General features: G+C 64.4%; 16 protein-coding genes and 2 pseudogenes. 10 read left to right on the top strand and 8 right to left on the bottom strand.

The features are described from left to right. Positions 1-10 precede the first annotated feature (10 nt). Entirely contained in the window at positions 11-580 is a 570-nt protein-coding gene (locus tag ACW18B_RS13340; RefSeq protein WP_492051713.1) for a histidine phosphatase family protein, read from the bottom strand. A gap of 4 nt (positions 581-584) precedes the next feature. Continuing rightward, positions 585-2,123, bottom strand: coding sequence for an acetyl-CoA acetyltransferase (locus ACW18B_RS13335; RefSeq protein ID WP_492047524.1), 1,539 nt, complete (start codon positions 2,121-2,123; stop codon positions 585-587). Between the two features lie 247 nt (positions 2,124-2,370). On the opposite strand from ACW18B_RS13335, the gene ACW18B_RS13330 reads away from it, so the two are divergent. The 3 genes from ACW18B_RS13330 to ACW18B_RS13320 all read left to right on the top strand — a co-directional run bounded on the left by ACW18B_RS13330 (position 2,371) and on the right by ACW18B_RS13320 (position 6,650). Beyond that, the gene (locus ACW18B_RS13330) at positions 2,371-2,709 is read left to right on the top strand and encodes a P-II family nitrogen regulator (RefSeq protein WP_492047523.1); all 339 of its coding nucleotides are present in this window, start codon (positions 2,371-2,373) and stop codon (positions 2,707-2,709) included. A gap of 46 nt (positions 2,710-2,755) precedes the next feature. After that, complete coding sequence (gene glnA, locus ACW18B_RS13325; RefSeq protein WP_492047522.1) at positions 2,756-4,165, top strand: type I glutamate--ammonia ligase; 1,410 nt, start codon at positions 2,756-2,758, stop codon at positions 4,163-4,165. A 301-nt stretch (positions 4,166-4,466) separates the two neighbouring features. Then, entirely contained in the window at positions 4,467-6,650 is a 2,184-nt protein-coding gene (locus ACW18B_RS13320; RefSeq protein ID WP_492047521.1) for a TonB-dependent receptor, read from the top strand. A 60-nt stretch (positions 6,651-6,710) separates the two neighbouring features. On the opposite strand, the gene ACW18B_RS13315 is transcribed toward ACW18B_RS13320, so the two are convergent. Together ACW18B_RS13315 and ACW18B_RS13310 are read right to left on the bottom strand one after the other, a co-directional pair. Further along, positions 6,711-7,115, bottom strand: coding sequence for a putative quinol monooxygenase (locus tag ACW18B_RS13315; protein ID WP_492047520.1), 405 nt, complete (start codon positions 7,113-7,115; stop codon positions 6,711-6,713). A 3-nt stretch (positions 7,116-7,118) separates the two neighbouring features. After that, the gene (locus ACW18B_RS13310) at positions 7,119-7,472 is read right to left on the bottom strand and encodes a Kazal-type serine protease inhibitor domain-containing protein (RefSeq protein ID WP_492047519.1); all 354 of its coding nucleotides are present in this window, start codon (positions 7,470-7,472) and stop codon (positions 7,119-7,121) included. A 166-nt stretch (positions 7,473-7,638) separates the two neighbouring features. Here ACW18B_RS13310 and ACW18B_RS13305 point away from each other — a divergent pair, with 166 nt between their 5' ends. From ACW18B_RS13305 to ACW18B_RS13290, 4 genes and pseudogenes are all read left to right on the top strand, one after another. Next, positions 7,639-9,108, top strand: a complete 1,470-nt coding sequence (locus tag ACW18B_RS13305; RefSeq protein WP_492047518.1) for an amidohydrolase — start codon at positions 7,639-7,641, stop codon at positions 9,106-9,108. Next, entirely contained in the window at positions 9,108-10,460 is a 1,353-nt protein-coding gene (locus ACW18B_RS13300) for an amidohydrolase family protein (RefSeq protein WP_492047517.1), read from the top strand. Before ACW18B_RS13305 ends, ACW18B_RS13300 begins: the two co-directional genes overlap by 1 nt. A gap of 143 nt (positions 10,461-10,603) precedes the next feature. Continuing rightward, positions 10,604-12,694 carry a DNA topoisomerase IV subunit B gene (gene parE / locus ACW18B_RS13295; RefSeq protein ID WP_492047516.1) on the top strand — a complete coding sequence of 697 codons (2,091 nt, stop codon included), beginning with the start codon at positions 10,604-10,606 and terminating at the stop codon, positions 12,692-12,694. A 506-nt stretch (positions 12,695-13,200) separates the two neighbouring features. Then, positions 13,201-13,307 (top strand): annotated as a pseudogene (locus ACW18B_RS13290) (hypothetical protein); the annotation flags it as partial. A 333-nt stretch (positions 13,308-13,640) separates the two neighbouring features. Here the strand turns inward: ACW18B_RS13290 and ACW18B_RS13285 are convergent. Next, entirely contained in the window at positions 13,641-14,384 is a 744-nt protein-coding gene (locus ACW18B_RS13285) for an EcsC family protein (RefSeq protein WP_492047515.1), read from the bottom strand. Positions 14,385-14,640: 256 nt separating this feature from the next. Between ACW18B_RS13285 and ACW18B_RS13280 the strand changes: the two genes are divergently transcribed. Beyond that, on the top strand, positions 14,641-14,967 hold the full coding sequence (locus tag ACW18B_RS13280; protein WP_492047514.1) for a GIY-YIG nuclease family protein: 327 nt from the start codon (positions 14,641-14,643) through the stop codon (positions 14,965-14,967). Positions 14,968-14,981: 14 nt separating this feature from the next. Here ACW18B_RS13280 and ACW18B_RS13275 read toward each other — a convergent pair. Beyond that, positions 14,982-15,160 (bottom strand): annotated as a pseudogene (locus tag ACW18B_RS13275) (hypothetical protein); the annotation flags it as partial. Here ACW18B_RS13275 and ACW18B_RS13270 point away from each other — a divergent pair. After that, a complete protein-coding gene (locus ACW18B_RS13270; RefSeq protein WP_492047513.1) occupies positions 15,146-15,547 on the top strand; it encodes a hypothetical protein in 402 nt (133 codons plus the stop codon). The pseudogene ACW18B_RS13275 and the gene ACW18B_RS13270 sit on opposite strands and share 15 nt — an antisense overlap. Positions 15,548-15,587: 40 nt before the next feature. On the opposite strand, the gene ACW18B_RS13265 is transcribed toward ACW18B_RS13270, so the two are convergent. Together ACW18B_RS13265 and ACW18B_RS13260 are read right to left on the bottom strand one after the other, a co-directional pair. After that, on the bottom strand, positions 15,588-15,953 hold the full coding sequence (locus tag ACW18B_RS13265) for a hypothetical protein (RefSeq protein ID WP_492047512.1): 366 nt from the start codon (positions 15,951-15,953) through the stop codon (positions 15,588-15,590). Beyond that, a complete protein-coding gene (locus tag ACW18B_RS13260) occupies positions 15,953-16,510 on the bottom strand; it encodes a hypothetical protein (RefSeq protein WP_492047511.1) in 558 nt (185 codons plus the stop codon). Before ACW18B_RS13260 ends, ACW18B_RS13265 begins: the two co-directional genes overlap by 1 nt. A 224-nt stretch (positions 16,511-16,734) precedes the next feature. Here ACW18B_RS13260 and hdaA point away from each other — a divergent pair, with 224 nt between their 5' ends. Beyond that, a complete protein-coding gene (gene hdaA / locus ACW18B_RS13255) occupies positions 16,735-17,430 on the top strand; it encodes a DnaA regulatory inactivator HdaA (RefSeq protein WP_492047510.1) in 696 nt (231 codons plus the stop codon). The last annotated feature ends 162 nt before the right edge of the window (positions 17,431-17,592 follow it).

Here is a 17,592-nt window from a genome sequence, read left to right as displayed (position 1 = left end):
AAAGACTCCTTCAGAGCACCTGGCTCTGAGCTTCGCGTCCTTTCTCCTTGAGGATCAAGCGGCCATCGCGAATCTCGAACGTCGTGATCGAGCAATGATCTGGACGGAAGGCCGCCACCCTCGCCTCGCCTGTCCCCACGCTGACGGCGGCGTTGAGGGCCACGAAGTGACTGAAGACAGCCGCATCAGGATACTCGGCCAGGGCTGCAGCGACACCATTGGCCCAGGCCTGATAGTCGAGATCGCCAACAATATCCTTCCAGTCACCCCCAAAAGCCGTGCGGAGCCAGTCAGGACGCTGCGTCGCCGGCATGGCGACGGGAGTCGGGATTTCTCCGACCCGAGGATCGATCACGACTTCCACGCCCAGGGCGTGCGCCATCGGCGCGGCCGTCTCGCGACATCGGCGCAGCGGCGATGACACAACGCGGCGGGGACGCTCCCCTTCCGGCAAGGCTATGAGGTGTTTCATGGCTTCGCGGGCCTGCTCATGCCCGGCTTCGTCGAGACCCGGGTCATCCTCCGCGCCTCCCCAGGTCGAAGCAGGGCGACCGTGACGTATGACGTAGACAGGGGCCATGACGTCAGTCCGGAATGAAGAGGTTGCGAACGCCATCGGGGTGAGGCCCCACGGTTCCGGTCCTGCCAACCCCTTCCCGCGCTTCCAGGTCCAGCAGGATTTCGGGATCCTCAGGCGTATTGGCGACGAAGCGGCGACCCATCGCATCTCGCCCGATCACGATGCCCATTCGCACGCCCTCTCGGGCGTGAACGACCGTGTAGGTCTCGATTACCGCAGACCCATCGGGGCGCTCGACGATCTCAGGATGCGGCAAGGCGTCAATCTTGCCCTGGATTTTCGAGGGCGCTTCGCGAACCCACGCTCCCGCGACGGGTGTCGTGGAATAGACCCCGGTCGACTGCTTGGTCAGGAACCAGCCGTTGGCCGTGCAAAGTCCATAGGCCCCAGGCCGGGCCCGAAGGCGCGCCATCATCTCGGCGATAGAGTGAAGAGCGTAGTTGTTCCCTGGACCGCCGAAATAAGGCAGGCCGCCCGTCACGGTCAGACCGCGCGGATCATCCAGCGCCAGGCCCAGTTCCTCGGCCGCGACCTCGACCGCCGACGGAAAGCAGGAATAGAGATCGATCACATCAATATCCGCCAGCTCGATCCCCGCCATCTGCAGGGCGCGTTCGCCGGTCAGTCGAATGGCCGGGCTGGAGTGATAGTTCTGCCGTTCCAGTGGGTACCAAAGGTCGGCGGCGTCGGCGCAGCCGTGCAGGAAGACCCAGCGATCTTCAGGTACGCCCATCTCTCGGGCCTTGCGGACGCTGCTGATCAAGACTGCGGCCGACTGGTCCACCTCCATGATCGCGTTGAGATATTTCGGATAGGGGAAGCTGACCATTCGATTGCGGTCGGTGACCGTAACCAATTCCTCAGGCGATCGTTCGACGGGGAACCAGGCGTGTGGATTGGCCGCGGCGACCTTGCTGAACGGCGAAAACAGCGCCCCTAGTCTGGCCTGATGATCCGCAAGCGAGCGACCATCTCGGGCGCGCAACGCGTTCTCGAACATCGGATAGGTGTTCACCGGATAGCCAAGGCCGTGCGCCGCTTCCTGAGGGGTAACACCGGGGCGTGGATCCCCGATACGGTCTGGCGCGTCGCTGATGTCGTCGCCCCAGCCGTCAAATCCCAGACCGCCCTTGAGGCGTTTCATGAGTGAGCCGAGGAATTCAGCGCCTGTCACGAGCGCCAATTCGCTCTCGCCGCGCGCGATCCGCTCGCAGACAATATTGACGGCCTGCTGCGGGCTGTTCCCGCCGGTCTCGGTATAAACACTCCAGGCGGGCGTCGCGCCCAGGGCCCTGGCCAGGCTGGCGGGCGGATTGGTCAAGCGCGGCAGCGGAAGCTTCGAAAGCCCCCCAGGCGCATCGATACTGAAAGCGATTACCGCGAGGGCGTCGAGATCAGCAAGAACCGCCCCCAATAGCCCTGCATCACCGAGGGCGCGTTCCGCCGCAATCTTCAGCAATTCCAGCGGAGAGGGCGAATTTTCGGCCGAACCCCGAAAGGTGAACTGGCCTGCGCCAATCAAAACCGGCGTATCGTCGCGCATAATCACCCCCGTTCAAACGCTTGTTGGGCGCGATCCTAGGTCTGAAACGGCGAACAGCAAGGCCATTTGATCGCCAAATCCGCACTGATGAATTTTCAAGCTCAACGTGCATGTTTTTTGATCAAAGCCTTCACTGCATCCTCGCATGGCGGCTTTCAGGTCGACCAAAGCTTGCGGGGGGTGCGGGCGGCGTGATCGGTGCCGCTAATACGCACACAGAGCGCCAGCGGGCCCGAAAGTGGAACCGATGAAGAAGATCGAAGCCATCATCAAGCCGTTCAAGCTGGATGAAGTTAAGGAGGCCCTTCAGGAGATGGGCGTCCAGGGCATGACGGTGCTCGAAGCCAAGGGTTATGGCCGCCAAAAAGGTCATACCGAGCTCTATCGTGGCGCGGAGTACGTCGTGGACTTCCTTCCCAAGATCAAGGTGGAGGTCGTCATCGAAGACAGCCAGTTGGAACCCGCGCTGGAAGCCCTCACCCGCGCCGCCCGCACGGGGCGCATCGGTGACGGCAAGATTTTCGTCTCGGAGATCGCGGAAGTCATCCGCATCCGAACCGGAGAAAGCGGCCCTGCCGCCGTTTAGGCGCGGATCGTTTGAACATACACGACGCTCAAGAAGGGGATACGGAATGAGCACGGCCAAAGAAATCCTGAACCTCATCAAGGAAAAGGACGTCAAATATGTCGACGTCCGTTTCACCGACGTTCGCGGCAAGATGCAGCACGTCACTTTCGACATCGACCTGGTCGATGACGACTTCCTCAATGACGGCACCATGTTCGACGGCTCGTCGATCGCCGGCTGGAAGGCGATCAACGAGTCGGACATGAAGCTGCGCCCGGATTTGGCGACCGCCATCATCGACCCGTTCTATCAGCAGACCACGCTGGCGCTGTTCTGCGACGTCGTGAACCCCGACACCGGCACACCGTACAACCGCGACCCGCGCTCGATCGCCAAGGCGGCGCTGAACTACGTCAAGGCTTCGGGCATCGGCGACACCGTGTTCTTCGGCCCGGAAGCCGAGTTCTTCATCTTCGACGACGTGAAGTGGAACACCGCGCCCAACGACACCAGCTACTCGTTCGACTCGGTCGAGCTGCCGGGCAACTCGGCAAAGACCTATGCTGAAGGCAATATGGGCCACCGTCCGGGCCCCAAGGGCGGCTACTTCCCGGTCAACCCGATCGACTCGGCTCAAGACCTGCGCGGCGAAATGCTGGCAGTGATGGGCGAACTCGGCATGAAGCCGGAAAAGCACCACCACGAAGTGGCGCCCGCCCAGCACGAACTGGGCCTGAAGTTCGACACCATGGTCATCATGGCCGACCGTCTGCAGCTCTATAAGTACGTGATCCACAACGTGGCGCACGCCTATGGCAAGACGGCCACCTTCATGGCCAAGCCGATGTTCGGCGACAACGGCTCGGGCATGCACGTCCACCAGTCGATCTGGGCTGACGGCAAGCCCCTGTTCGCCGGCGACAAGTACGCCGGTCTGTCGGACATGTGCCTGTGGTACATCGGCGGCATCATCAAGCACGCCAAGGCGATCAACGCGTTCTCGAACTCGACGACGAACTCGTACAAGCGCTTGGTGCCCGGCTATGAAGCCCCGGTGAAGCTGGCCTATTCGGCCCGCAACCGTTCGGCCTCGATCCGCATCCCGCACGTCGACTCGCCGAAGGCCAAGCGTCTGGAAGCCCGCTTCCCCGACCCGATGGGCAACCCCTATCTGACCTTTGTCGCCCTGCTGATGGCCGGCCTCGACGGCATCAACAACAAGATCGATCCGGGCGCGCCCGCCGACAAGAACCTCTACGATCTTCCCCCGCGCGAGCAAAAGAAGATCCCGGAAGTCTGCGGTTCGCTCCGCGAGGCGCTCGAGAACCTCGACAAGGACCGCGCCTTCCTCAAGGCCGGCGGCGTCATGGATGACGACTTCATCGACAGCTACATCGAGCTGAAGATGGAAGAGGTGATGCGCTTGCAACTGCACCCGCACCCTGTCGAATTCGACATGTACTACAAGTGCTAGGCTAGACCACGCCTTGAACCCGTGATGGAGGCCGGAGAGAAATCTCCGGCCTCTTTCTGTTTAAGGGGTCCATGGCGGGGTGTTCAGCGACGGGAATAGCTTCTTACTTACAGGCGCCCACTGAACAAAAATGTCGCAACTTCGCAACATAACCGACGCAATCGGCCACAGGCGCTCGAAAGTCAGTCGCGGACGATATCGCCAAAGCGCCAACTGAGCTTAACGCATTGCACACGGAAGCGACGCGACCGCCCGCCGAAAGAGTCGGCGGCGCTAAGCTTGGTCAGCACAGGATCTCTCCATGCACTCCTCCAATCGCACACTTCGGCGCGCGCTCGCTCTTACATGCGGCTTCGCCGCCCTGAGCGTCGCCATGGCCGCCGCCCCCGCCGCATTCGCTCAGGACACTCAGGTCAGTGACGTGATCGTTACGGCTCAAAAGCGTAGCGAGAACCTGCAGGACGTGCCGGTCTCGGTCGTAGCCCTGTCGGGCGAACGGCTGGAATCGATGTTCGCCGCCGGCGATGACATCCTGGCTCTGGCCGGCAAGGCGCCCGGCCTGTTCGTGGAATCCTCGAACGGCCGCGCCGCACCGCGCTTCTATATTCGCGGCCTCGGCAATGCCGACTTCGATCTGGCTGCTTCGCAACCCGTCTCGATCATCCAGGACGACGTTGTGCTGGAAAACGTGGTTCTGAAGAGCTCGCCCATTTTCGACCTGGACCAGGTCGAAGTGCTGCGCGGTCCGCAAGGCACCCTGTTTGGCCGTAACACCACGGCCGGTATCGTGAAGTTCGACAGCATCAAGCCGAGCGAAGACTTGAAGGCTCGCGCCGCCGCTACCTATGGCAGCTACAACACCATGACCTTTGACGGCGGCGTCGGCGGCGCGCTGGTCCCAGGCAAGGTCGCGGCGCGCGCTTCGCTGCTGATCCAGCATCGCGACAACTGGATCAACAACGGCTTCACGGGTCAGAAGGACGCTCTGGGCGGCTTCGACGAACGGGCGGCTCGCCTGCAGGTCCTGTTCACGCCGACCGAAGCGCTCAGCGCTCTGTTCAACGTTCACGCCCGCGACCTCGACGGCACGGCGGCGGTGTTCCGCGCCAATATCCTGACCAAGGGCTCCAACAAGCTCAACGCCAACTACGACCGCAACACGGTCTATTTCGACGCTGGTGGCGGCAATCCGCAAAAGTACAAGGGCTGGGGCACCTCAGCCAATATCGGCTACGACTTCGGCGACGTCACCCTGACCTCGATCACCGCCTATGAAGAGACGCACGGCAGCAGCCGCGGCGACATCGACGGCGGCAACCTGACGGGCCCGGGCTTCATCCCCTTCCCGTCGGAAAGCACCGACGGCATCAAGAATCTGGACCAGGTTACCCAGGAACTTCGCCTGGCCAGCGACACCGACGGTCCGCTGAGCTGGCAGGTTGGGGCTTACTATTTCGACTCCACCTATCAGATCCGCACCGATCCAGGCTTCGCCCCGCCGACGACCCTGGAACAGAAGAACAAGTCCTGGGCTGTCTTCGGCCAGGCCTCGTACAAGGCCACCGACGCCCTCACCCTGACCGGCGGCCTGCGCTACACCAGCGACGACAAGGACATGAGCGTCGTTTCCGGCCCCAATCCCGTCGCACCGGTCTCCGTTTCCGACGAGAAGGCGAGCTGGGACCTCAGCGCGTTCTATACGCTCACCGACAATGTCAGTGTTTACGGCAAGGTCGCCTCGGGCTTCCGGGGCCCCTCGATCCAGGGCCGCGATATCGCCTTCTTCTCGCCGCCCTCAGTCGCCCAGTCCGAAACCATCATGTCCTATGAGGTCGGCCTGAAGAGCGAACTGATGGATCGCCGCGTTCGTCTGAACGGCGCCCTGTTCACCTACACCATCAAGGATCCGCAATTCAGCGCCGTCGGCGGCAGCGCCAACTCCAACCGCCTGATCAACGCCGACAAGGGCGAAGCCTACGGCTTGGAACTCGACGGCGAGTTCATTGTCACCAAGAACCTCGTCGTGACGGCCGGCTACAGCTACAGCCACACCGAAATCAAGGATAAGACCTTGGCCGTGGCCGTCTGCGCCCAATGCACGGTCACCGATCCGCTCAACGCGGCGGGTCAGGCGCTGGTCGACGGCAACCCCTTCCCCAACGCGCCGGAATACACCTTCGACGTCACGGCCCGCTACAGCGTGCCCTTCGGCGCTGACGGCGAGCTCTTTGCCTACACCGACTGGAAGGTGCAGGGCATGACGAACTTCTTCCTCTACGAGTCCAAGGAGTTCTACACAAAGGGCGACTTCGAAGGCGGCCTGAAGCTCGGCTACGCCAAGCTCGACGGCGCCTGGGAAGCCGCTGTGTTCGCGCGCAACATCACCGACGAGGACAACCTCAAGGGCGCGATCGACTTCAACAACCTGACGAGCTTCGTCAACGAGCCGCGCGTCATCGGCGTGTCGCTGAACGTCAAGATGTAGTCGATCTCTTCTTGCAGACCGACAGGGGGCCGCGGAGACATCCGCGGCCCCTTTTCTTGGTCAGGCTTCGGGCGAACCGAAACCGCTGACTGGAACGGTTTCGAACCGTTGGCCGAAGCCCGCGATGATCGGTCTGGCGCGCGTGATCGCCGCCTGGACGGCGGGAAGCTTCAGGGAGGCGGCGTGGTGTTCCGCGTCCACCCAGACCTCCGTGATCCACAGGGCGTCCTCAGCGGCGGCGTCCTTGGCCACGATGTAGCTCAGGCAGCCCGGCATCGATTGCGTGCCTTCGCTCAGGATGGCGATCAATTCATCGCGCTTACCCGCTGCGGCCATCATCTGGCCGATCAATCCATACATGCTTGCTTGTTCCTTGCTCGAGGCCACTGACGGCGCTCCGACGACGGCCATGGCGGCGGCCGCCAAAACCGCCCGCCGCTCAATCTCAAAATCGCTCAATCCCATCTCCTAGACCTTGCAGGCGTCCGGCGCGGCGACGCTTACCCCGGCGGCGGCCGCCGTGCAGGCATTGCCATAGGTCTTGCCGTCGCAGCCGCACACAGGGCGGTACTCCCGGGTGCAAGCCGCCGGCCGCTTGCGACAGATTCCAGCGGCGTCAGCGACCGTACGACACTGCCCAGCCTGAAACTGGCAGGAGAGTCCCTCCGCGCATTGAAAGCCGGCAATGCCGCCGCACATGCCGTCCTCGGCGACAGGCGTGCGCGACATCGGCGGCGGGTTGGGCGGCGCGCTTGCGCCGGGGCTTTCGCAGCCCACTAGAAGGATGGCCGTCAGGGCCAGCATCCAGGAACGCAACGCCATCGGTCTATCTCCAGGGCTTCATGAACGCGGACCCTAACGCATGATGGCTCCGTCGCGATCAGGCGACAGACAAATTTCGCGGATCGAGCCATCGTGGGAGAGTCTCCCTTGCTTGGCGAAGTGTTTTCGTCTGTCCTGCCCGCCTCTTCGGGAGTCGGGGTTTTTCATGATCGGATGGCGTCATACGGCTACGGCCGTAAGCCTGCTCGCGCTTGGTCTTTCAGCCTGCGCGACAGCCAGCGGAGCCGGCGCCAAGCCCGGCGCGGCAACGGCCAAGCCTGCTGAAAAGGCCGAGAACAAGCCTCTGCCCAAGGGCCTGGATGGCTCGGCCTCGACGGGCTATCCCTCGACCTATGCGCCCCTGCCCTCACGGGCCACAGCGATCGTCGGGGCCACCATCCTGACCGCCGCCGGCGAGCAGATCGACAACGGCGTCGTGTTTATGTCTGCCGGCAAGATCGTCTCCGTCGGCCCCGCCGGCACGCCGGTCCCGGCTAACGCCGCCGTCATCGACGGCAAGGGCAGGTGGGTGACACCCGGCGTCATCGACGCTCACAGCCATCTGGGCGTCTATCCCTCGCCCGGCGTCCAGGCCAAGTCCGACGGCAATGAGGCGACCGACCCCAACACGGCCCAGGTCTGGTCCGAGCACTCGGTTTGGCCTCAGGATCCGGGCTTCAATCGCGCCCGGGCCGGCGGCGTCACGACCCTGCAGATCCTCCCAGGCTCGGCCAACCTGTTTGGCGGCCGTTCGGTCACGTTGAAGAACGTGCCATCCCTGACCATGCAGGGCATGAAGTTCCCCGACGCGCCTTACGGCCTGAAAATGGCCTGCGGCGAGAACCCCAAGCGGGTCTATGGCGGCAAGGGCCGGTCGCCCTCGACCGCGATGGGCAATGTGTTCGGCTACCGCAAGGCCTGGATCGATGCGGCCGACTATGGTCGCAAGTGGGACGACTATCGCGCCAAGAAGGACAAGGGCGAGAAGGCTGATCCGCCCAAGCGCGACCTGCAGCTCGAAACCCTGGTCGGCGTCCTGAAGGGCGAGATCCTGGTTCAGAACCACTGCTATCGCGCCGACGAAGAAGCCGTGATGATCGATATCGCCAAGGAGTTTGGCTACAAGATCACCATGTTCCACCACGCGATCGAGAGCTACAAGATCGCGCCCCTGCTGGCCAAGGAAGGTATCTGTTCGGCCACCTGGGCCTCGTGGACCGGCTTCAAGATGGAAAGCCTGGACGGCATCGACGCCAACGCCGCCCTTCTGTGGAAGGCCGGGGCCTGCGTGGTCATCCACTCCGACGACCCGGTCATGACCCAGCGCCTGAACCAGGAAGCCGCCATCGCCATGACCGCCGGCAACAAGCTGGGCTACGGCATCAGCCGGGCCGAAGCGATCAAGTGGATCACCGCCAATCCCGCCAAGGCCATGGGCATCGCCGACGAGACCGGCTCGCTGGAGCCCGGCAAGAACGCCGATCTGGTGATCTGGAGCCGCGATCCGTTCAGCGTCTACGCCCAGGCCGAGCAGGTCTATATCGACGGCGCCCTGACCTATGATCGTCATGATCCGCGCTATCAGCCCAAGTCCGACTTCGAACTGGGCCAAACCGGCCAGGGAGCGTTCAACTGATGATCCGGTCCCTCCTTCTGACGGGCGCCGCCTGCGCCGCCCTTTCGGCTCCCGCCGCCGCTCAAACCCTCGCCATCACCAATGCCCGGCTTGAGCCGGTCAGCGGTCCGGCCATCGCCTCGGGCACGATCGTGATGCGGGACGGCAAGATCCTCGCGATCGGCGCCGGTGTGGCGGCGCCGGCCGGCGCGACGGTGATCGACGCCAAGGGCGGGGTGGTCACCCCCGGCCTGATCGCGCCGTCGTCCAACCTGACCGCCTCGGAAATCGGCGGCGTCAAGGAGACCCGCGACGACGGCACCGGCAGCGCGCTGTCGGCGGGCTTCGATATCGCCTACAGCGTCAATCCGGCCTCGCCGATGATCGGCCTGGCCCGCGACGGGGGCGTCACCGCCTCGGCCGTGACCCCGGTTCTGTCCGGCGTCGGCGGCGGCGCCAGCGAGCATGCCGATGACGGCGTCGTCGAGGAGATGACGGCCGGCTCCAGCGGCTCGGGCAACCCGCCGCTGTTTGGCGGTCAGGCCGCCTTCGTCCGCCTCAAGGCCGGCGACGCCGATCTGGTGCAAGGCTCCAAACTGGCCGTGACCGTCTCGCTGGGCGAGTCCGGGGCCCGCGCCGCTGGCGGCTCGCGCGGCGCGTCGATGGTGCTGATCAAGTCGGCCCTGGAAGACGCCCGCGCCTTCGCCAGAAATCGCGCCGCCTATGAGCAGGGCGCGACCCGCGAGTACGGCCTCTCGCGCCTGGACCTGCAGGCCCTGGTTCCGGTCGTGCAGGGCAAGACCCCGCTGCTGATCCGCGCCCACCGCGCCTCCGACATCCGCCTGGCCCTGAAGCTGGCCTCCGAGGAGAAGGTCCGGATCATCCTCGAAGGCGCTGAGGAGGGTTGGGTCGTCGCCGCCGAGATCGCCAAGGCCGGCGTGCCGGTGATCCTCGACACCCAGGCCGACCTGCCCGACAGCTTCGAGACCCTGGGCTCGCGCCTCGGCAACGCCGCCCGGCTGCACGCCGCGGGCGTCATGGTGGCGATCAATGGGGCGCGGGACTTCAACAATTTGCGGCAGGAACGGCTGAACGCCGGTCTCGCCGTCGCCAACGGCCTGCCCTATGCGGCCGGTCTGGCGGCGGTGACGCTTGTCCCGGCCAGGATCTGGGGCCAGGCTGACAAGATCGGCTCGCTGGAGGTGGGCAAGGCCGCCGATGTCGTGCTGTGGACCGGCGATCCGCTGGAAACCACCAGCTGGGCCGACAAGGTGTTCATCGCCGGCGTCGAGCAGCCCAAGGGCAGCCGCCAGACCCAGCTGCGCGACCGCTATGCGGCGCCCGACAACGGCTTGCCGCCGGCCTATCGGTAGCGAAGGCGCGCTCGCCCCCTCCGGCGGAGGGGGCGAGTCTCCGGATCCCCAACAAATCCGGTCCCCGCGACGAGACGCCTCTTTTCAGCCGAGTCTTCGAAGCCCATACGGAGCTTCCCTCCGAATCGACGCATGTTCCCGTAATGTCCTCCAAAGACGATCTGCCCCTGCCCTCCCTGTTCGATGACGCGATGTCGCCGCCGCCGGCCGCGCCCTTGCCGGCCCGTGAGCCGCACGTTCCGGCCCCGGCCCGCGCCGCCGCGCCGCCGCCGCCCACCGTTGCGCCTGCCCCGGCCTCGTCGGGCGGCTACACGGCCAGCGACATCGAGGTGCTGGAAGGCCTGGAGCCGGTGCGCAAGCGGCCCGGCATGTACATCGGCGGCACCGACGAGCGGGCCCTGCACCATCTGTTCGCCGAAGTGCTGGACAACTCAATGGACGAGGCCGTGGCCGGCTTCGCCAAGACCATCGAGGTCAAGCTCGACGCCGACGGCTTCCTGTCGGTCAAGGACGACGGCCGGGGCATGCCGGTCGATCCGCACCCCAAGCATCCGGGCAAGTCGGCCCTGGAAGTGATCATGACCGTCCTGCACGCCGGCGGGAAGTTCAGCGGCAAGGCCTATGAGACCTCCGGCGGCCTGCACGGCGTGGGCGCCTCGGTGGTCAACGCCCTGTCGGAGCTGGTCGAGGTCACCGTCTGGCGCGATGGGTTCGAGCACCTGCAGGTGTTCTCGCGCGGCAAGCCCCTGGGCCCGGTCGAGAAAATCGGCCCCAGCAAGAAGCGCGGCACGATGGTGCGCTTCAAGCCCGACGACGAGATCTTCGGCGAAGGGACCAATTTCAAGCCGGCGCGCCTCTACCGGATGACGCGGTCCAAGGCCTATCTGTTCCGCGGCGTGCAGATCAAGTGGAGCTGCGCCCCCGAACGGATCCAGGACCAGACCCCGCCCGAGGCCGTCTTCCACTTCCCCAACGGCCTGGCCGACTTCCTGGCCGAGCGCACCAAGGGCCTGGAAACCGTCACCCCCGACAGCTTCTCGGGCCGCATCGAGCGCCAGGGCGAGGCCGGGGCGGTCGAGTGGGCCATCGCCTGGACGCCGCGCGGTTTCGGCGAGCATGACGGCTTCATGCAGTCCTACTGCAACACCGTGCCCACCCCCGAAGGCGGCACCCACGAAAGCGGCCTGCGCGCCGCCCTGACCCGCGGCCTCAAGGCCTATGCCGAGCTGAAGGGCGAGAAGCGGGGCGCGATCATCACCGCCGACGACGTCATCGCCCAGGCCGGGGCCCTGATCTCGGTGTTCATCAAGAACCCGGAATTCCAGGGCCAGACCAAGGAAAAGCTGTCGTCGAGCGAAGCCCAGCGCTTCGTGGAAGCCGCGCTGCGCGACCCGTTCGACCACTGGCTGACCGCCTCGCCCAGGAACGCCCAGGCCCTGCTGGACTTCGTCGTCGAGCGGGCCGAGGAACGCCTCAAGCGCCGCAAGGACAAGGAAGTCTCCCGCGCCTCGGCGACCCGCAAGCTGCGCCTGCCGGGCAAGCTGGCCGACTGCGCCGGTAGCGCCGTCGACGGGGCCGAGCTGTTCATCGTCGAAGGCGACAGCGCCGGCGGCTCGGCCAAACAGGCCCGCAACCGCAAGACCCAGGCCATCCTGCCCCTGCGCGGCAAGATCCTCAACGTCGCCTCGGCCACCGGCGAAAAGATGAGCGGCAACAAGGAGTTGTCAGACCTGATGCTGGCCCTGGGCGTCCAGGCCGGCAACAAGTATCGCGAGGAAGATCTGCGCTATGAGCGGATCATCATCATGACCGACGCCGATGTCGACGGCGCCCACATCGCCTCGCTGCTGATCACCTTCTTCTACCGCACCATGCCCGAGCTGATCCGCGGCGGGCACCTGTTCCTGGCCCTGCCGCCGCTGTACCGGATCAGCCACGGCGGCAAGAGCGCCTATGCCCGCGACGACGCCCACAAGGACGAACTGCTGGCCACGCAGTTCAAGAACAAGAAGCCCGAGATCGGCCGCTTCAAGGGCCTGGGCGAGATGATGGCCGCCCAGCTGAAGGAAACCACCATGGACCCGGCGGTGCGCACCCTGGCCAAGATCACCCTGCCCCGCGCCGAGGAAGGCGTGGAATCCCTGGTCGAGACCCTGATGGGCCGCAAACCCGAACTGCGCTTCCGCTTCATCCAGGAAAACGCCGAATTCGCGGCGGCGGACCTGGACGTTTAGCGCGCACTCGCCCCCTCCGCGCCTGCGGCGCTCCTCCCCCGGAGGGGGAAGATGAAAAGCGCGCGCCCATCTTCCCCCTCCGGGGGAAGACGACCGCGAAGCGGTCCGTAGGGGGCAAGTGTCATCGACCTCACGCGATCGCTCGCTGAAGGGATGGGAAGGGTCGCGGAGCGTCCGGACGACGTCCGGATGAGGATAGAGATTACCGTTTCGACGAAGCCGTGCGCTCCGCGCGATCGTTTTCCCTCAGGCCGGGCAGCTTGGGCCTTGTCAGCCCTCCACCCCGCACGGTCATCCCTGTCCCTGGGCCTTGGCCGGCGCATCCTTATGGACCGCCGCCGGTCTCCAGTCGTCCGGCGCCGCATTAACCTTCGGGCGGTCGGGCCTTCCAGCGTGAAGGTCCCCGGCGGGCAAGTTTAAGATCCTCGCCCACTGTTTCATGTGACCCGGCGACGAAGGCCTCGTTCTGAGACCTCCACCCTTTGCAGGGCATCGGAGCAACCCGCCCCGCGCCGCCTTCGACTCCCGCTCGATCGCCCCCCGCCGCCGCAATGGTCGCTGGCCTTGCGCCCTTCCCGTGCGACGAGGTGGGTTTAGAATACGGGCGGTTTGAGCGCGTCGGATAAGTTTTCTGAACGCCCCCGCCGGTCCCCGTTCCATCGACCCTCTCCCAGAGGGAGAGGGAGGGGCCCACGCTTGCGTGGGAGGGTGAGGGGTTACACCGCAAACCGTTGTCGCACCTGGTATCCTGCCCCGTCCGGAAGGGCTTCGCAAACCCCTCACCCTCCCACCGCTTCGCGGCGGGCCCCGCCCTCTCCCTCTGGGAGAGGGTTCTTTATCCCCGTCCCCCGCCGGGGACAGACGGCGCTCTATCCCCGCACTTGCCCCCTACGGGTCGCTGCGCGACCATCTTCCCCCTTTGGGGGAGGACGACCTGCGTAGCAGGTCAGGAGGGGGCCAGCGGCGTCGGCCGATCAAGCCCCTCGCCCCGCATCCGGTAGGCCATCACCGCCGTGTGGCCCAGATGCTCGACCAGCCGCCAGTTGACGATGGCCCCGACCGGGGCGCCGACCACGGGCAGCAGCTGGGCCATTTTCGCCAGGTCGATATGGTCGCGATACTGCTGCTGGAAGGCCCGCCAGTCGAAGGCCTCCAGACTGCCGGGCCGCTGACTGCGCCGGGCGTCCCAATCCTCCATCGCCGCCAGCACCCTGGCCCGGTGGCCAGCGTCCGAAAAGGCCAGCTCGAAGATGTGCAGGATATAGAGCCGCTCATCCAGATCGGTCCCGTCATGGCCGAAGATGGCGGCGATCTCGAACAGCAGCTTGATCTTGAAGCTCATCAGCAGCGGGAAATCGGCCGCCGCCGCCAGAAAGCCCCCAGCCCCGGTGACCCCGCCCTCGACGCTGGCGGTCTTCTTCCAGCCGTCGATGGCGGCGGCGGCCTTGGCGCGGCGCTCGTCCAGGGTCAGGCCGTGAAGGGGCGAGCCGGTGGCGAAGTCGGCCCCGGTCAGGATGGCCCGGGTCATGGCCGACATCGCCGTGGTCACCGCCGCATGGACCTTTTCGGGGATCACTTGATTGATCTTGACCTGGGCGGCGCGGGCCAACCCGCTGAACGACCCCGGCGGCCGGGTGATGGCGGCGCGCCAGGCGGTCAGGTCGGGGGCGAGGTCGGGCGGGGGTTGCATGGGGGAGATATAGGGTCGCGCCGCGCCACATCCCAACCTTCCCAAATCCACCGTCATTCCCGCCCACCCAACAACCGTCATTCCCGCCCTTGTGGCGGGAACCCCTCTATCGGCCGCAGGGGCGGAAGGGGCGAAGGGCGCGCGCCCTTCGCTGGCGCTTCACGTGCGAACTGAACCAGGGGTTCCCGCCACAAGGGCGGGAATGACGAGGGCTATTTGTTCTGGTATTGTTCCAGCCGCAAAAAGGAGCATCGCCATGGTTCCGCGCGAAGCCTGGATCGCGGTCTACATGATGGCCGACCATTATCGCGGCACGCTCTACACCGGCGTCACCGCCCAGTTCTTCACGCGCATCGTCCAGCACCGCGAAGGCCAGCAGCGGGGCTTCACCCGGCGCTACGGCCTCAAGCGACTGGTCTGGTACGAGATCCACGACCTGATGACCGAGGCGATCCAGCGCGAAACCTCGATCAAGCGCTGGCCCCGCCAGTGGAAGATCAACCTGATCGAACGCGACAATCCCCGTTGGGACGATCTCTACGCCGCCGTCTTCGAATGGACCCCGGTTCCAAGGCAGGTTTGAGCACCCACAACACACCCCACCGTCATTCCCGCCCTTGTGGCGGGAACCCCTGGCTCAGCCGCACGTGAAGCGCCAGCGAACCGCCGGCGGTTCGCCCCTCCCGCACCTGCGGCGGATAGAGGGGTTCCCGCCACAAGGGCGGGAATGACGGGAGAATTTGGAAGCGTAGGATACTCCCATGACCGACGCCCAAGCCCTGACCCTGGTCCGCGCCGTCCACACGGTGATCTATGTCGTGATGGCCGCCGCCAGTCTGGTGGTGCTGTACGCCGGGATCACTGGGGCCGGCGGCCCCTGGCTGTGGGCGGCGGCGGGGCTGGTCGCCGTCGAGAGCGTGGTGTTCGCCGCCTGCGGCCTCAAATGCCCGCTGACCGCCGTGGCCGTGAGGTACGGCGCGCGCAAGGACGGGGCCTATGACACCTTCCTGCCCGAGCGGATCACCCGCTGGACCTTCGCGGTGTTCGGGCCGGTGATCCTGGTGGGGTTTGGGTTGCTGGCGGTGCGGCAGGCGGCACTCAACGAACGGCCGGTGCTCTACGACGCGGGCAATTCAAGCATCACTATTCTATGGGCAAAATAATCCGAAATTACTCTCACCTTTTTTGAAATTCAGCGAAATATTATACATCAAGTTCATCCAGTATAGAGTCTAACGCGGCATCCGCCCCCGTAGCTTTCCTTTTCGCAAAATCAATTATTGATAACATCAATTGATAGTAGCTTTTTCCATCATGCTGATAATGTTCATCTTTTATGTCTTCATCCGTAAATCTCTCTATTAAAGAATCATCTTCTCCAATAATGCAAAGAACGGCTAAGGGCGTTTCATATTCATCTCTTGAGCGAAACAGCCTGATAAAATTTCCAGCAAGTCGCGTCTCCACATAATCATTTTCAGCATCATAAGACCAAGATGGACCAGAGCCATCAAGTCGATCATACAACTTCTCGATTAGCTTTCTATATTTTGTCAAAACTAGTGACATTAAAATACGCCTTTTTGGATGTGTATTTTGATAGACGTTATCAACTGATCATGCTGCCGCATTATTGATATAATTTTAGCAACGTCATCCCTTCCAACATTAACGAAATCGCCCCTATCCACTCGCTCGCAAATTTTATCGACATATACGGTCGATTTATCTATCGATTTTATAGTATCATTATCCAAATCAGCTATATTTGCTTTTAAAGATATCAGAGAATTTCGCACATCTGAATAGCTATCAGCACCATCATCCCAAGCTTCATTTTTAAAATGCTTTCTGGCAACGCCGAGAGCATACGAAGCCCTAGAAATTTCATGAGCGGAGTCATACTGTCTCATAGAATTTTGAATTCTATCGACTTCCGTTTTTACTGCCTCCGCAGCACTCTTCGTCTTGGCCAGCTGCCGCAATGTAACTGCAAAGCCCACGATAGTGAGCAATAAGCCAAACGCGCCCAGCCAGAATCCCAAACCCGCAACCTCAGCGGCGTGAGTTGGACTAAACGCCCAACTCCACCAAGTTTCGCTTGGCACAGAAGGTGAACCGCTCACGCCGAAAGCACGGCTTGCGAAAATACCACCATCCCACGCCCCTTTTGCTTATAGATCATTAGAAGCTTAGCTTGTGCTCTTCTCTGCTGTCTAGATCGGTGCGGGCTCTTCCCATCCACACCTCCCCGCCCCTCATCCCCACCTTCCCGCACCCGCACGCTCGCGCTGACGCTTCCCGCGCCCTATATCCAGCACACCCAGTAACCACGCCGGACGCTCCCCGTTTGTCCCGTCAGTTCAGACTGCCGCTGCACAGCCCGCCGTCGTTCGCGCGCGCCGACTTCGCCGTGTCGCCGACCAACGCTCCGGCCCTGGCCCTGCTGGACGCCTGGCCGGGCTGGGTGGACGGGCGGCTGGCCCTGGTGGGCGAGGCCGGGGCCGGCAAGACCCATCTGGCCCGCGACTGGGCGGCCCGGGCCGACGCCGTGGTCATCGAGGCCGCCAATCCGCTGGAAGCCCCGCCCGACCTGGCCGCCCTGCGCGGCCGCGCGGTGCTGGTGGATGACGCCGATCGCCGGGCGGAAGGCGGGCATCTGGACGACGAGACCCTGTTTCACCTGATCAACATGGCCGGGGTCGACGGCGGCACGCTGTTGCTGACCGGGCGCGCGGCTCCGCTGGCGTGGCCCTGCGCGGTGCCCGACCTGCGCTCGCGCCTCAACGCCCTGACCGTGGCCGGCCTGGGCGAGCCCGACGACATCGTGCTGGAGGCCGTGCTGCGCCGGGCCTTCGCGGCGCGGTCGATCAAGCCGTCCGAAGACGTCTATCCCTATCTGCTGCGCCGCATCCCCCGCTCGTCCCTGGAGGCCATCGCCGTGGTCGACCTGCTGGACGAGGCGGCCTCGGCCGAGGGCCGGCCGGTGAACCGGCTGCTGGCCGGTCAGGTGCTGGAGGTCGAGGGGGATGAGGGGGAGGACTGAGGGGCAGGCTTGAGCGGGCCCTTCTCCCCTTGCGGGAGAAGGTGGCGCGAAGCGCCGGATGAGGGGTCGCGCCGGCGTCTGAGGCGGTGCGCGGCCGACCTGGCCTTCAACCCCTCATCCGAGCCGCTGACGCGGCCCACCTTCTCCCGCAAGGGGAGAAGG

The organism is Caulobacter sp. FV2ps19 (assembly GCF_058681035.1).
This window is presented reverse-complemented; position numbering and strand designations above follow the sequence as displayed.

What these genes read in the sequence shown, in the direction of transcription:
- ACW18B_RS13335 (WP_492047524.1), bottom strand. Translation starts at nt 2,123, where the DNA reads ATGCGCGACGATACGCCGGTTTTGATTGGCGCAGGCCAGTTCACCTTT.
- ACW18B_RS13315 (WP_492047520.1), bottom strand. Translation starts at nt 7,115, where the DNA reads ATGGGATTGAGCGATTTTGAGATTGAGCGGCGGGCGGTTTTGGCGGCC.
- ACW18B_RS13280 (WP_492047514.1), top strand. Translation starts at nt 14,641, where the DNA reads ATGGTTCCGCGCGAAGCCTGGATCGCGGTCTACATGATGGCCGACCAT.
- ACW18B_RS13340 (WP_492051713.1), bottom strand. Translation starts at nt 580, where the DNA reads ATGGCCCCTGTCTACGTCATACGTCACGGTCGCCCTGCTTCGACCTGG.
- ACW18B_RS13265 (WP_492047512.1), bottom strand. Translation starts at nt 15,953, where the DNA reads ATGTCACTAGTTTTGACAAAATATAGAAAGCTAATCGAGAAGTTGTAT.
- ACW18B_RS13300 (WP_492047517.1), top strand. Translation starts at nt 9,108, where the DNA reads ATGATCCGGTCCCTCCTTCTGACGGGCGCCGCCTGCGCCGCCCTTTCG.
- ACW18B_RS13285 (WP_492047515.1), bottom strand. Translation starts at nt 14,384, where the DNA reads ATGCAACCCCCGCCCGACCTCGCCCCCGACCTGACCGCCTGGCGCGCC.
- glnA (WP_492047522.1), top strand. Translation starts at nt 2,756, where the DNA reads ATGAGCACGGCCAAAGAAATCCTGAACCTCATCAAGGAAAAGGACGTC.
- ACW18B_RS13330 (WP_492047523.1), top strand. Translation starts at nt 2,371, where the DNA reads ATGAAGAAGATCGAAGCCATCATCAAGCCGTTCAAGCTGGATGAAGTT.
- ACW18B_RS13320 (WP_492047521.1), top strand. Translation starts at nt 4,467, where the DNA reads ATGCACTCCTCCAATCGCACACTTCGGCGCGCGCTCGCTCTTACATGC.
- ACW18B_RS13305 (WP_492047518.1), top strand. Translation starts at nt 7,639, where the DNA reads ATGATCGGATGGCGTCATACGGCTACGGCCGTAAGCCTGCTCGCGCTT.
- ACW18B_RS13270 (WP_492047513.1), top strand. Translation starts at nt 15,146, where the DNA reads ATGACCGACGCCCAAGCCCTGACCCTGGTCCGCGCCGTCCACACGGTG.
- ACW18B_RS13310 (WP_492047519.1), bottom strand. Translation starts at nt 7,472, where the DNA reads ATGGCGTTGCGTTCCTGGATGCTGGCCCTGACGGCCATCCTTCTAGTG.
- parE (WP_492047516.1), top strand. Translation starts at nt 10,604, where the DNA reads ATGTCCTCCAAAGACGATCTGCCCCTGCCCTCCCTGTTCGATGACGCG.